At 38.4% G+C, this 14,356-nt stretch carries 16 protein-coding genes; 1 reads left to right on the top strand and 15 read right to left on the bottom strand.

Annotation, left to right across the window (positions count from 1 at the left end):
- From ACZ449_RS26880 to crcB, 3 genes are all read right to left on the bottom strand, one after another.
- Entirely contained in the window at positions 1-1,482 is a 1,482-nt protein-coding gene (locus ACZ449_RS26880) for a methyl-accepting chemotaxis protein (protein ID WP_464259073.1), read from the bottom strand.
- 261 nt (positions 1,483-1,743) lie between these two features.
- Positions 1,744-2,703, bottom strand: coding sequence for a 6-phosphofructokinase (gene pfkA / locus ACZ449_RS26875; RefSeq protein ID WP_464259072.1), 960 nt, complete (start codon positions 2,701-2,703; stop codon positions 1,744-1,746).
- Positions 2,704-2,732: 29 nt separating this feature from the next.
- A complete protein-coding gene (gene crcB, locus ACZ449_RS26870) occupies positions 2,733-3,092 on the bottom strand; it encodes a fluoride efflux transporter CrcB (protein ID WP_464259071.1) in 360 nt (119 codons plus the stop codon).
- A gap of 155 nt (positions 3,093-3,247) precedes the next feature.
- On the opposite strand from crcB, the gene ACZ449_RS26865 reads away from it, so the two are divergent.
- A complete protein-coding gene (locus ACZ449_RS26865) occupies positions 3,248-3,664 on the top strand; it encodes an EamA family transporter (protein ID WP_464259070.1) in 417 nt (138 codons plus the stop codon).
- A gap of 162 nt (positions 3,665-3,826) precedes the next feature.
- Here the strand turns inward: ACZ449_RS26865 and ACZ449_RS26860 are convergent, their stop codons facing one another.
- The 12 genes from ACZ449_RS26860 to ACZ449_RS26805 form a co-directional block, all read right to left on the bottom strand.
- On the bottom strand, positions 3,827-4,789 hold the full coding sequence (locus ACZ449_RS26860) for an acyl-CoA dehydratase activase (protein WP_464259069.1): 963 nt from the start codon (positions 4,787-4,789) through the stop codon (positions 3,827-3,829).
- 394 nt (positions 4,790-5,183) lie between these two features.
- Positions 5,184-5,435, bottom strand: coding sequence for a hypothetical protein (locus ACZ449_RS26855; protein ID WP_464259068.1), 252 nt, complete (start codon positions 5,433-5,435; stop codon positions 5,184-5,186).
- A 154-nt stretch (positions 5,436-5,589) separates the two neighbouring features.
- Positions 5,590-6,048, bottom strand: coding sequence for a VanZ family protein (locus ACZ449_RS26850; RefSeq protein WP_464259067.1), 459 nt, complete (start codon positions 6,046-6,048; stop codon positions 5,590-5,592).
- A 106-nt stretch (positions 6,049-6,154) separates the two neighbouring features.
- Complete coding sequence (locus ACZ449_RS26845) at positions 6,155-6,316, bottom strand: hypothetical protein (protein ID WP_464259066.1); 162 nt, start codon at positions 6,314-6,316, stop codon at positions 6,155-6,157.
- A gap of 146 nt (positions 6,317-6,462) precedes the next feature.
- On the bottom strand, positions 6,463-8,235 hold the full coding sequence (locus tag ACZ449_RS26840; protein WP_464259065.1) for an ABC transporter ATP-binding protein: 1,773 nt from the start codon (positions 8,233-8,235) through the stop codon (positions 6,463-6,465).
- 88 nt (positions 8,236-8,323) lie between these two features.
- The gene (locus ACZ449_RS26835; protein ID WP_464259064.1) at positions 8,324-8,497 is read right to left on the bottom strand and encodes a hypothetical protein; all 174 of its coding nucleotides are present in this window, start codon (positions 8,495-8,497) and stop codon (positions 8,324-8,326) included.
- 58 nt (positions 8,498-8,555) lie between these two features.
- Positions 8,556-8,696 (bottom strand): hypothetical protein, encoded by a 141-nt coding sequence (locus ACZ449_RS26830; protein WP_464259063.1) that lies wholly within the window; start codon positions 8,694-8,696, stop codon positions 8,556-8,558.
- Positions 8,697-8,713: 17 nt separating this feature from the next.
- Positions 8,714-9,172, bottom strand: a complete 459-nt coding sequence (locus ACZ449_RS26825) for a lasso peptide biosynthesis B2 protein (protein WP_464259062.1) — start codon at positions 9,170-9,172, stop codon at positions 8,714-8,716.
- Positions 9,165-9,452 (bottom strand): lasso peptide biosynthesis PqqD family chaperone, encoded by a 288-nt coding sequence (locus tag ACZ449_RS26820; RefSeq protein ID WP_464259061.1) that lies wholly within the window; start codon positions 9,450-9,452, stop codon positions 9,165-9,167. The genes ACZ449_RS26825 and ACZ449_RS26820 overlap by 8 nt, the downstream gene beginning before the upstream one ends.
- 436 nt (positions 9,453-9,888) lie before the next feature.
- Positions 9,889-11,487, bottom strand: a complete 1,599-nt coding sequence (locus ACZ449_RS26815; RefSeq protein ID WP_464259060.1) for a right-handed parallel beta-helix repeat-containing protein — start codon at positions 11,485-11,487, stop codon at positions 9,889-9,891.
- Between the two features lie 110 nt (positions 11,488-11,597).
- Positions 11,598-13,136 (bottom strand): oligosaccharide flippase family protein, encoded by a 1,539-nt coding sequence (locus ACZ449_RS26810; RefSeq protein WP_464259059.1) that lies wholly within the window; start codon positions 13,134-13,136, stop codon positions 11,598-11,600.
- A gap of 48 nt (positions 13,137-13,184) precedes the next feature.
- Positions 13,185-14,279 carry a polysaccharide pyruvyl transferase family protein gene (locus ACZ449_RS26805; RefSeq protein WP_464259058.1) on the bottom strand — a complete coding sequence of 365 codons (1,095 nt, stop codon included), beginning with the start codon at positions 14,277-14,279 and terminating at the stop codon, positions 13,185-13,187.
- Positions 14,280-14,356: the final 77 nt, after the last annotated feature.

Genomic DNA, 14,356 nt, shown 5'->3' with positions numbered 1-14,356 from the left:
TTATAGCCTTAAATCAACGCCAAGTACACCACTGACACGTCCCGTGCCATCACGAATGGGCAACGATATCGTTAAACAGGGTTGATGCGATATCGCCGAAACATAAACCTCAGATACGTAGAACTGCCCCTGCATCGCTTGTTTAAACCATTCTCGCGTTTGCGCATTAGCAATTCCAGCCGGTGGCAGAGAAACAACAAACTGACCATCCGGAAGGTTAGTCCAAGCGGCCTCCAATTCAGGATATCGTTGCAAGAGGTCGCTTACTGTTGCATTATGTTTATAAGCATCAGTCGATATAATGCGCTCATCCTGTACTGTCTTTGCAAGCAGATTACGAAGTTTAGCAATTTTGCCATCAAGCTCCACCTGCTGGTGGCTGTTGATATCAACGAGCGTTATTTTGCCAGTAGTAGCTACCAAATTATCCGCTACTTTAGCTAATACATCCCCCAGTTTCCGGGTATCAGCCAAAGACTTGTCCTGTTGTTCGATGGAAGCTGCCACTATCATCATTCTACTGGCGGCCTGCTCAGCAATACCAGCGATTTTCCCCAAAAAGTCTGCCGTTTTCTCAGTAGCTGCAAGTTGATTCTGTCTAGCCGCACTGGCTTCTGCTACTTTAGTCTCGACCTGCATACTGGCAGCAAAAATAGCCTGGAGACTCGCATCTGCCTCCTGCATGTCCCTAGCCCCTGCTTCCACAGCACCTGCCCCTACTTCTGCAGCCTTAGCGGCAGATACTACACCACCGTCAATTTCAGCCAACAATTTATTAGCAGAATGAGCTGCGTCGGCACTAGCATCTGATAGTTTTTGAATCTCATGTGCCACCACAGCAAAACCACGTCCGTGCTCACCGGCTCGGGCCGCCTCGATGCTTGCGTTGAGTGCCAAAAGGTTGGTCTGCGCTGATATTCCTTGAATCGTAGCCAACAAGCTATCAATATCGCGAGCCATTTTAGTCAGAGCACTAATTTTTCCATCAACTTCAGCCGTAGCTTGGCGGATAGAATTCATCGCCACAGCGACTTTAGCCGCGGCTTGACAACCTTGTTCTGCCGCATTCTTTGAAGTAATACTGTCTTGATAAATATCGCTGGCCGCTGCGGTTATTATTTGCGTTGCTACCATTACTTCATCAATTTGTTTAGCAGCGTTTTTAGTAGCTTCAGCAATATCCTGAGACAACCTGTCAACGACACTGGTTTCCTGTTTTGCTTGCTCCGCTAAATCAGCCGCTTGTCCAATAACTGTATTAACTTGATTTACCGCTGCTGAGACCTGACTTGATGACACCTGTGTTTCCCGAGTAAATGTCCGGAGCATATCAGACAGTGCCGCAATATTACCCGCCAGAGGACGAAGTTCATCCGGATACTCTTCTATCGTTATCGCTATCGACATATCTCCGTTTAAATAGCTAGCCGTTACTTTACTTAACTTTTCAACTGCTCTATTTTTCCCAAACCATACTGCCATACATTCACTCTCCCTGCCTGCGTTAATCATACTTCCCCAAACGCCAATACCTATATACTATTATAAAACTAATTCTTACAGCAAGGGCAAATAAAGCAGGGTCTACGCTGTATTGTACATTAACACAACGTTTCTCTCTGAGATGTACATTTATGAGAAAGCTATCGAAACACCTCTTATTATCTGGATATCAGACAAAATCCCGCATTTATTTCCCCGGAAATAAATGCGGGATTTTTACCTTAACAGCAAGTATAAAACTTATTGAGATAAAACATCAGCCAAGCGATATAACTCTGGATCAATGTCTTTTTTCTTACCAACAGCATCCGCAATGGGTACTTCCACACATTGGTTATTGTGGTAGCCAATCATAATATCACTTCTACCATCCGCAAGAGCTCTGACTGCTCTTTCCGCTAAGCGGCTAGCCAGTAGCCGATCTGATACTGTAGGTGCCCCGCCACGCTGAATATGCCCAAGAATGGATACTCGCGTCTCTAATCCCGTCTTAGCTGAGATGTACTTACCAAGACTTACTGCACTACCCGCGCCCTCAGCCACAACAACAATACTATATTTCTTGCCCTTAGATCGGGACTCTACTAGTTGTTGGCAAATATTATCTGCCGAGAATGGCTGTTCCGGGACAAGAATAATTTCTGCCCCGCCTGCTAAGCCAGACGTAAGCGCAATCCAGCCACACGCCCGCCCCATTACCTCGACCAACATAACCCGTCCATGGGCAGAGGCGGTATCCCGTAATTTATTTATAGCATCAAGCGCAGTATTTACGGCCGTATCAAAGCCAATTGTAAAATCAGTGCCCCAAATATCATTGTCAATCGTCCCCGGCAACCCGACAATCTTAATTCCGAGATCACTCAGTTGTTTAGCTCCAGTAAGAGAGCCATCGCCACCAATAACAATGAGGCCTTCAATGCCATGTGACTGTAAATTGGCAGCCGCCTTTTGCCGTCCCTGCAAGGTTTTAAACTCTTCACTGCGGGCCGTCCCTAAAAAAGTTCCGCCCTTTTGGATAATATCGCCTACAGAACGTGAATCTAATTTCATCATATCATCATCAATCATACCCGCATAGCCGTTTCTAATTCCCCATACCTCAATCCCGCAAGTCAAAGCCACACGAACTACTGCTCGAATAGCTGCATTCATTCCCGGGCAGTCACCGCCACTAGTTATTACCGCAATTTTTTTCATACTATCCCTGCCTCTCCCTAAAAAATTGATCAAAATAATATTCTAATCGCTTTGATTCCCAGCCAAGTAGCCAACAGTCCGCTGACCAGGTTAGCGGCAATGTTGTAAAACGCAGCATTAACACCGGTTTCCTCAAACAATTTAAATGTTTCATAGCTGTAAGAGGAAAAAGTGGTAAACCCACCCAGAAAGCCAGTCGTAATCAACAAACGCCAGTACGAATTTGCAATGAATTTTTCGGTAACGATTGTCATAAAAATACCAATGATAAAGCACCCTACAACATTAGCAATAAAGGTACCATACGGAAATGACGTACCCAGCCTTGCAGCCGCCCATAATGAAACTGCATATCTGGTTACAGCACCAATTCCACCACCTAAAGCCACCAAAAGTACATTAATAACTATTTGAATCAGCCCCTTTATGTTGTACGTAACCTAGTACAGAATTAACATTTTTATGTGCCCGGCAATAGGTTCTTTTTTAAACTTATTTTAGCATATTTATCTATAACAAGCTTAGGTTGAAATGAGGAATGATCATGATTTTAGTATATGCCTTAGCTGGAGTTTTTTGCTTAGGGTTAGCGCCATTATTCGGCAAAACGGTTTTAAATAGCATAAGCCCGATGACCGCATTTGTCCTGAGAACGACGATCGCAGCAATCATTATTGCCACTTGGTTTCTTAGCGCCCGCGGTTACAATGAACTTCTCACCGTACCACCATCGCTCTGGTTAATCATTACAATTGAAGCCATACTAGCCGCACTCCTCGGCGATCTAGCCTATTTTTATGCTTTAAAAGAAGGCAACATTAACGAAGTATCCCTGATTATGGCCTGTGCCCCGCTGATTACCTTAATTTTAAGCTATTTTTTACTCCACGAAATGGTTACTACCAGCCAAGTCATTGGTGCCTTTTTTATAACTATTGGCTTGGTATTAATCAGCTTCTAATAGAGACATTATCATATACTATCTTCCATCTCTCAACTAAAAAAACCTCTGTTCAAATAAATTTTTGAGCAGAGGTTTCTTATTTGAGTCTATCCGCAAGACATGATACGATACTTCTCGCACTTGGAATTTCTTTCATGACTGCGGGAGCAGACGTAAATCTTAAGCTACAGTTATATTATTGGACCACTTTCCGCAGTGATCTCCCCAACGACTAATAACTTTGTCATTCAATCTAATTTCGACGATTTCGCACATATTGGCACAGCCGGAACACTCAAAGCTTTTCGGCTGATAGCTAAAATCTGTAACCCCAAAACCGCGAAAAGCTGTTGGCCGATTATCACTAACCTCTTCCTTCGCCAACAAAGCTGCACCTACAGCGCCCATAACGTTAAAATGAGGAGGAATCAATACTTTAGCGTTTAGTGCTTCTTCAAAGGCCCGGCACATGCCCTTATTAGCCGCCACACCCCCTTGAAACAAAATAGGTTCCTTAATCTGCTTACCTTTGCCAACATTATTAAGATAGTTACGAACCAATGCCTGACATAAACCATGTAAAATATCAGCAGTTGAATGCCCTGTCTGTTGTTTATGAATCATGTCTGACTCAGCAAATACAGCACAGCGGCCGGCAACTCTCACAGGTACTTGGGACTCTAGCGCGATATCACCAAATTGTTCGATAGGAATATTCAGTCTGGCCGCCTGCTGATCAAGAAAAGAACCCGTACCGGCGGCACATACCGTATTCATAGCAAAATCAGTGACAATACCGTTGCGCATAATAATAATTTTGGAGTCCTGCCCTCCAATTTCGAGTACGGTCTGCACATCTGGTACCAGATGCATGGCCGCAACAGCGTGGGCCGTAATCTCATTTTTTACACTATCTGCCCCTACCACTACACCGCTCAATACCCTTGCACTACCCGTAGTCCCCACACCCTGCACCACAATCTGCGGATTTCGCTCATAAATTTGTCGTAAACCTGTTTGCACGGCCTCTATAGGGCGCCCTTGTGTACGAATATATAACGTATCTCTCACTACTGCTTGGTCATCTAAAATGATCACATTGGTACTAACTGAACCAACATCAATTCCTAAATAGGCCTGCATAAACAGCCTCCTTCAATGTATGCAAAATCAAATACTATGGATAACTCACCCAGTATATACTTACCCGTCTTGCTGTTTTTATACCATTTGAGTTTTTAAAAAATAAAAAAGCCTGCCAAATTAAATATTTGACAGACCCATCGTAGCTTTCCTACTGTGTCAACTGTATTTATTATTTCTGGCATTTACTGATTGTTTCCACGTTTGTGCTCCGCACAGACACTGGTATTGAGGTCGAACAACTGTGTTGCAGTGAAAAACCTTTGCCCCACAATCCGCGCACAACCACACTCTAGAAGCTTCTATACAGGGCCTATCAAAAATGCGCGCTATACCCACTGGTTTTCTCCTCGGAATAAATTGAATCACCAAAATCATCCCCTCTGGCTACTGATTATGGCGCTTTTTCTGTCTTTTCTACTTCATTTATGCGATTTTTCTGAAGCCAATCATCTAATTCCAATCTTACTTTATGAAGGCTGTACTCAAGCAACCCCAGTTGCATATAGTTATTAGTAAACTCGTTTAATTCTTTGTCGGTAAAATCTCTTCGCCCTGACTTGTAGAAAGCCAACTGAGTCATTCTGACCAATGCTTTTTCTGCCAAGGCTATTTCGCTCATGCATATCAGCAGTTTCTTGCGCATTCCTCATCTCCTTACTACACAACTTGGCTACTAAAAAAATAGTCTTACTAGAAATCATTATATATTACCACATTTTACCATGCAAGGAATGTCGCACAAATTGCTCTTAAATCAGCATGAGTTGACTTTTAGAGTAGCTAACTAAAAATTATACTTACTTTTCTACTTGGCGTCGACAGTTGCCTAGCTTTATCTGTTTTCTATGTGATACATACATAAATACAGCTGCAGCCATAGTGTCAAGAACGATATCTCCAAATCGACTGCTCCGCCCCGGTACGATGCCCTGGTGTAGTTCATCTCCAATTGCAAACACCACCACCAACGGAATTGCCCAATATATTGACCTGCCGACCGCTTTATATAGGAAGCTTCCCAACAAACCATACAGGATAATATGTCCAGCCTTATGAATAAGATAATCCGGGTGAGGACTTATACTATAAGAAAAAAAGCCAGTATTCCCAAACCTCAAAGAATACTGCTTAATTAGTTTGAGTAATACGGGCGGCAGGTCATTGTTAAAAAAAGAAAGATGGGACATGCTAGAAAGGCAGGATATTAGAATCATCATAGTCATAGCAGCTAACCAATAAACATGTTTTGTGGTCATTAGGGCATGATTTCCTCCTTTGGCATTAGGCCTATCTGCAAATATTGGGGCTACTACTATTTGTGAACTATCCGACCTGCTCAACTATTTCAAGAATTAACACTCATTAACTGACGTCCGCATTTACTGAATGGTGGTGATGACCACCATCGATCAAACTAAGCAACCATGCTACTCCAGCATCAGTAGCTAAATCACCGAAAATTAGTTCTGTCTTCTGTATATCTAGTTCTGCTACACAGGGCTTGCTCCACTTCTTTTTAGGCATGGATTTTTCAACCTCCTTTTACGTTATAAACATGCCCGCTGAAAACAAAGACCAACGAGCATAGGTTATTGTCCACTATATATTGGTATATACATATGTAGAAAAGCATTCCCTTATACTACTTTTTAAATACAATACCCCAGTAACTATATACATGCGAGCTTATAAAACCGGCTATTCTCATCTGCAATAAAAGTCTGATAGGAGCCTCGCTCTACTATTCTTCCTTTTTCCATAACAAGTATCTGATCGGCATTTTTAATAGTAGAGATGCGGTGGGCAACCATCAGTATTGTTAGCCTACCCCTCAGGCCGTCAACAGCATCTTGGATGCGTTTTTCATTTTCGGTATCCAGGGAACTTGTAGCCTCATCCAAAATAAGCAAGGCAGGTTTTCTTAATAAAGCCCTAGCCAGGACGATACGCTGTCGTTCACCACCAGACAGGCGTATTCCCCGATCCCCTACCAGCGAGTCCAGTTTTTCAGGCAAGCCTTCAATGAACTCATCAATAGCAGCCAGCCGTAAAACGTGCCATATCTCTTCCTCTGTCGCCTCTGGGCATGCCCAAATTAGGTTTTCCCGGATACTGGCATTAAATAAAAACGCATCTTGCGGCACATAGCCAATAGATTGCCGCCATAAATATCTATTATTATCAGCAGCAAGCCGCTTATCATCAATCCATATTTCTCCCTGCTCGGTTTCTATCAGCCCAAGGACTAAATCTGCCAAAGTGCTTTTGCCAGAGCCTGATACTCCGACAATGGCAGTGGTTGTTCCTGCAGGAATAAAAAAATCAGCTTGTCTTACAGCAAACCGTGAAATACTAGTATCATAGCGAAAAGAAACATTAGCAACACGTATCCCCGTCCGCAATACGAACTGGTCCTTTCTTTGGTACAATACTGCCTTTTCTGCTTCGGCTTCACATTGGTTTTGAAGCTCGGTGACCTTATGAAACGCCGGGAGCATCATAGCCAATGATTGGAATCCTGCCTGGAACGCCGAGAACCTAGGCCATAACCTGGTAAAAATGACGAATATTATAATTAGCTCCCTGGGGTCACTGCGGAATATTTCAATAGCGAAAAAGTAGAAAATACTAATAAAGACGGCTGCGCCCACTTTATATACAAAGGTGGACTGACTACGAAGCTTGGCTAAATCGACAAGCACGCCACCAATCTTTTTCCAATGCCTTTCAAAATTTTGCACCTGCTGTGCTTCAACACCATAGCTTTTAACCTCTTTGATGCCGTTAAAATGCTCACTGATTTCAGAGAACAGCTGGCTTGCACACTCCGATAGTGTCATGCCCATTTTCCGGGTTCTCCTGACAGTAAATTGCAGACATCCAGATAAAATTAATCCGCAGCATAGCACCAATAGCGTTAGATATGGGGCTAAAACAAAAGCAATCCCTACATGAATGATAGCAATCATCGCAGTAACAATCATTTGCAAAAGCTGATACGCACCTGTAGTTACCCTTGGCATTTCCGTAGCGATAACATGAATGATGTCTGCTCGTTTCGACTTAAGAAAGAACGACCAGCGAGCATAGGTTATCGTCCGGTATATATTTGTATACAAATAAGTAGCAAAACTCTCCCGTATACTGCTGTTTAAGATAGACTCATAACTTTGCAAGAGCGCCTGCCCGGCGTTAATACCAATATACACCATCAGGACAAACGGCAAAGCAATCCCTGAAATGTTTAAGTACTCCTCGACTATATGCCCAAACCCTGCCGTTTGATTGCTGGTAATACCGGCAAAGGTAAGTAATGGGACTAGCATCATAATGCTAGCCCCTTCGAGGAGCCCCAAGACAATAGTCAGGAATAGGTCTAGTATTAATTTAGCTCGTACAAAATTGTATAGTTTTAAGACGTATATAAATAAAGGCTTTAGCATAGGTATTCTCCTCAAAAACCACCTTGGTGGTATCGTCAAAAAATAGGACAGTCTTACTTTATCAACGGAAAACTGTCCCATTTTTCCATTACGAAAGATAAGAGTTTTTAGCACGCCAATCAGACTCTTCCGCATGAGTAATCTTTGGCCCATATGCATCGTATAATGCTTTTATGAAATCATCGAATGAGTTGTATACGGTTTCTGTCATCAACACATCTAATTCTCTAACCACGGGTTTATCCCACCTCTTTTTAGACATAACAAATCCGCCTCCTTTCTTGCCTATATCCTTACCACTTAACCTCCTTTCTTTAAGGCTAAAAATATAAGTCTTTTTTTCTATTCATATGCTGACCGTGTTTGCATTTTCCCGCAGATACTGCAGATATAGCTCCTATGAAAAACACAATAGACAGTAGTCCCCATGCTAGTATTAACATACCACATAACTCTGCCATTAAAATACCTCCAACCTCTATGTCCCACTATTTCCGCCAATATCAGCAAACTTAGCAACAACAGTAAATGTGCTACAGTTACGGCCTCCGGTTACCAGTTTGTTCCCTGAACGAAGCCATGCATGGGCAATCATTTGATCCTTACTGTCTTTTGCAACCCCTAAATACATTGTATTTTGTAACCGCTTATGACGAAGTAGTATCTTCGCTGTTATTGCCTGCACCAAACATTTACTCTCCCAGGGAGTGTACTTACTTACAACTTGAATAGCCCCTCCAACCCGATTAATAAATGTGTCTTGGGTTCCATCAATATAAGGAGACTCTTTCATATACTTACCTAGCCAGACAGTAATATAGCGAAAAGGAACAAGCAAAAGAAGTAACCTGACAATGGCCAGCAGTATAAATATATACAGCAATAACAGCTTATCAGTCCGTGAACATCGAAGATATTTCAAACTAAGTCTAAGCAACCTTAACAAGTCCTTCTTTATGCAAACAATCAAAAAATCCAAAAATGTCTGCCTGGCACTGCTGCTGCTCGACGTCATATTCTTCCCCCAAAATACGTACTACTTCAGCCACACTTTTAGGAGCTTCAATCAACTCCCATATTCTACTCGCGATAGAATCCATCCCATAATATTTACCGTTTTCAATACTTATCATCACTATCTCTCCATCCATTTCAGCGGCTACTACTTCCACAATCCGAGATATTATTGTATCAGGTCCAATTACTTGTTTTTTCATTTACTTTTCCCTCCTCAACGCACCAATCATTATGTATTATATCCAATTATATGTTCCCATATTTATCCAAACAACTATTTGCACACGAGTTGCACTTATCTCAACATAAAAGACAACCCTAGTGCCACCGCTCAGTATGCACTAGAGTTGTCCATCAAATATCCTATTGGAGAAATACGGAATATATTCCTATGACCGCTCCATTGGGCCGTAACATTTGACTTCTTAGTAGCCACAAAATCTATTTAAAACCGATCATTCGACAAACCTGTTCCAGCAGCCGCTTGCATAAATAATAGCCAATGAAACCTGCTGCTCAGTAATAAGGAATACTTGTGTACAGGCTGTTTGGGAAAGGGTTCAAGTGGAAGCTCTGCCTAACAATCATAAGCAGGCCGTCAATGGATTTACGCATATTAATCTTTTAACACATCCGTTAATCATAATAGTTTTTGTCAACGCCTTTTTTATTTGAGAGTATATATGCGGTGCCAGCTAGATTTTTATATTTTAATTTGCCATCCGTAGATTCATAAATACTTCCGTTTGGAATAGTGTCGTACGCTGCAGTATATTGATTAGCACTCCCTATTAAAGTATAACCATTACCATAAGTCAACGTATGGCTTGCTGTTCCGCCCGGGGTTATAAATGTTAATGCGCTGCAATTATTTGAGTTTCCAAAGCGGAAAGTTAAGTTACTTACTAAACCATCATATTCGCTTTTTGCATTACCATCTGTATAGCAACCTATAATATTAATGTTGCTATGAGTTTTTGAAACAAATTTAACTGCATACGGTTGTGCTTTACTACCTCCATCCTTAGTATCAGTTAATATACTATTGATAATATTTACATTATTGCAAGCATAGTAAATCCCAAGTCCAGCTTGGGTATTATCGTGTATATTACTATTTATTATATAAGCACTTTTAACATTTTGAAGTAATATACCATGTTTTCCACAGTCGTATATATTAACATTATCAATCATTAGGTTTGTAACATAACGTGATGAACTATCTTCATAAGCATAAATACCTGTCCCAGTAAATCCAGATAACCTTGTTCCATTGGTAATATTAATATTTTGAGAACCAACTATTTCTATATATTGACCAGTAACTCTTTCAAGCGTTACATTGTCAAAATCGCTAATTTTGATTCCAGCGTTAATCCCCTCTATTTTCAAATTCCGTAATACAACATTGGCTGTGTTTCCAGGTTTATTATTAGTGATAAGCTTAATAGGTTGAGGCCCTGCAGTTACGGCAAAATCTTCAAATGTAATATCAGAAATCATATCACTTGTATCATGTTTTTCAAAATCAATTGTTGACGCAAACGCATCATTGCTAACAATGGTGCAATCTTTTGCTAGTACATTTTTAGCATTGGCTATAACAAGTTCATTTCGAGCACTATTACATATAGTTACATTATTTAATTTAATATTTTGTGCTAAATAACCAGTATAGCCTAAATATATTCCATCTCCATTCACGTTTTGTACTACAGTATTGGAAATAGTAATATTATCAGCAGATAACACATATATCCCTGAAACATAGTTTGATGTATTGTTTATCCTGTTACCGTCAATTAATAAATCTTCAATACGTGCATTAGAAACATTATTTATCTCTATTGGATTAATATATTGACCTGCGTTATTAATTAGTTTAAAAGTGGTGTTTATTCCGTCTCCGCGTAAAACCACATTTTCTTTAAGGTATAACTTACTAATTAAGTACGTACCTTTTGGCACATATACTACACCACCACCATGTTCACTACAATAAGCAATAATAGTATTTATTACGTAAGTGTCATTTGTCATACCATCACCTCTAGCTCTAACCAGTGGCGTGGGTGGGCACTTGACATTTATAATTGGTAATACGTTTTGGAGACTTGACAAATAATTTGCCACAATGGTTTCTGGTGTTTTAGCAACACTATCATGAGCTGGCGCTTGTGTTGATACAAGTTTACTACTGTATTCATCGATTAAAACCACATAATTATCCATTTATTTTGTCACCCCCGAAGATACCTCTTCTATGCCAAAATTGGCCGGTTTCGTCATCAATAACTCTACCAGCCATTCTTGGTGTCCGTAAAACCCATTATGATTCACTGTCAAATGTCCGTTTTACATAATCTCAAATTACTTAATAAGTTAAGTGTAGGTTTAGCTAATAAATCTTTTTCATACTTATTCATCCCTAAAAACCACATGGACACACCAAAAATGATCACATAAATAGTTCCACATATAAAAAATGTAACAATATGGTTTAAATCTAAAAATATTAGCATTAATATACCACTTGCTATCGGGGGGATCAGAGAAGGTATCATACTCAAAATCTGTCGCCAAAAGAACTTCATATTAAGACCAACTTTTTTATGATTATACCAGTTCATAATAATACCATTACCGATAATAAAAGAAACTGCAGTCCCTACGGCGCAACCAATACCACCATATAGTTTACCTAATGGAATGCTCATACACAAATTGCATATTGCAATAAATAAGTAAATCCATGAACGAAATTGATGCATATTTTTTGCTCTTTGAATTTCAATGCCCAAGTTTTGAATTAAGGGAATCGTTACTGGAACAATTAGAATAATTAGTATAAGATAAGACTCGCTATACTCTTTTCCAGCCCACAAATTAATAAAAGGCAAACCAAATAAAATGAGACCTGAGCTAATTAACGATAGTATGAGAAACTGTACACGGCCCACTTTTGTAAATAACAGTGTTAATTCTTTATTATCATTGCTTACGGCTACCATCCTATTTACTTTTGGAATAAATACACTAGAAATAGCTAAAGATATCGATAGATAGTAAAAATTCAATTGTACAGCTAGACCATATATAGCTACAGTAACCGTACCATGATAAATACCCAGTATAAATTTATCAACATTCCAATTAACTAAATCAATAATCATATTCATAAAAATATAAAATGAAAAAATTGACATTTCCCTCATTAAAGAAAAATCAAATTCTTGAAATAGGAATTTCATTTTTAACTTCTTCAAACAAAATATTACTTGACTTATCTCAAAAATGAGAGAGATAACAGATGTTGCAAGTATCATGCCTACAGATTTATAACCCATTAATAAGACTGGTAATATTATTAACGGGCCAAGCACAAGTTTAATCATACCTATAATTTTTTGAAAAATATATTCTTCATTTGCTACTACATAATTATTAAATACACTAGTCATAAGTGAAATTACAATATTGAATATCATTATTGTCATCAATATTTTTGCAGTAGCTAGTTCATTCATGGTAAGTTTTTCGCCAAAAATATACTCAATATTCATAACAACTATTAATCCGGCTATAAGAGCAATAAATCCAATCACTATAAAGACAATTAGAAACATCCCATTTAACATTGAAATTTTCGATTGTTGGTTATTAATTTTATATCGGGAATAGTATCTTATAAACGCACTACCAAAACCAAAGCTCATTAATCCAAGATAGCTTACAACCGAAGATACTAGATTATATAAACCATATTCACTCTGCCCCAAAAGGCGGAGCATTATAGGAGTGTACACAATCGCTATTGCATAACCCAAAATCATAGAGCTATATGATAATACTACACTCGCTTTTAATTGATTAACCTTCATTTAAACTCCTTATGAAACCTTCATTATTCTGGAGTAGGTTTTGGGACATTACTCTGCATGGGGATTAAGAAAGGTATCTAATTTCTCAAATTGCTTTGCAGCATTTTTTACTTGTTTAGATACATCTATTATGTTTGTTGTCATAGATTCAAACACTTCCTCTGGATTTAAATATTCAATTTTGTTAAAATCTGTATATAACCCTTTGAATTCTAAATCTTTAATAACATTTATCATTTTATTACTATAAATTATTGGGAATACAGGCTTATTATAAACCCAACCTAAAATCATAGAGTGAAATCGTGTTGCAATAACAAATTCGGAGGTTGCAATTAGATTTAATGTTGCTGCCATATTAGATTTATATAAATGTTTTGATACACTATTTAAATAATCATAAGGAATTGTTTTAAGGATACTCTCAATTGCTTCTTTATCGCCTTCACTTTCACAAAAAGAAATAAAAGTAATATTATATCCTCTTTTAATAAAAAAAATCGCAATATCTCTTATTTTTTTATAATATAAATAATCAAAGTTGATTAACTGTTTTCTAAAAGATGGTTTTATAACTGAAATTAGTATATTTTTAATATTTTTTTCGCTATTTTGTGTATTTAATTGAAATACAATATCATCCGCCAACCTAACATTGCTTAAGTCTTTAAATAATTCAAACGAATATCTATCTCTAAAACAGATATCTGTAGATTCTCTAAATATCTGCTTATAAAAAGTAACATATTCTGGATCACTAAAAGGTCCAAAATTAGCTCCTAAAATAAATCTTGGTTTATCTTTAATTTCCAATCTTTTTATATGATTTCTTTCTTTTAACCAATTTTCTGATTGCATAAAAATAGATCCACCAATCGTAACAACTGCATCACAGAATTTAGCTACTAGTATTTTACAAACGTCATTCATAGTTAAGTATCGGAAAATAAAATTTATTCCTCTAATTATAATTGAGTTATTGGGGATTATTTTGAGATTATTTGTATCTTTTAAAAAAATTTTGTATTCTTTTGGAGCAAACAATATAAATAAAACCTTAGGATATCTATCACATAATATTTTAATAAATAAATCATCACCTAAATTAAAATTAGCATATGCATAAATAAGTACTTTTTTCACTTTTTATACCTCTTTAAAATACATTACCGATTTTAATCTATCACGATAGTAGTAAAAACCTGCGAAACGTTCAATTT

It is taken from the genome of Desulfosporomusa polytropa (genome assembly GCF_055380075.1).
The sequence above is the reverse complement of the archived record's forward strand: the minus strand, read 5'-3'. Positions and strand labels throughout refer to the sequence as shown.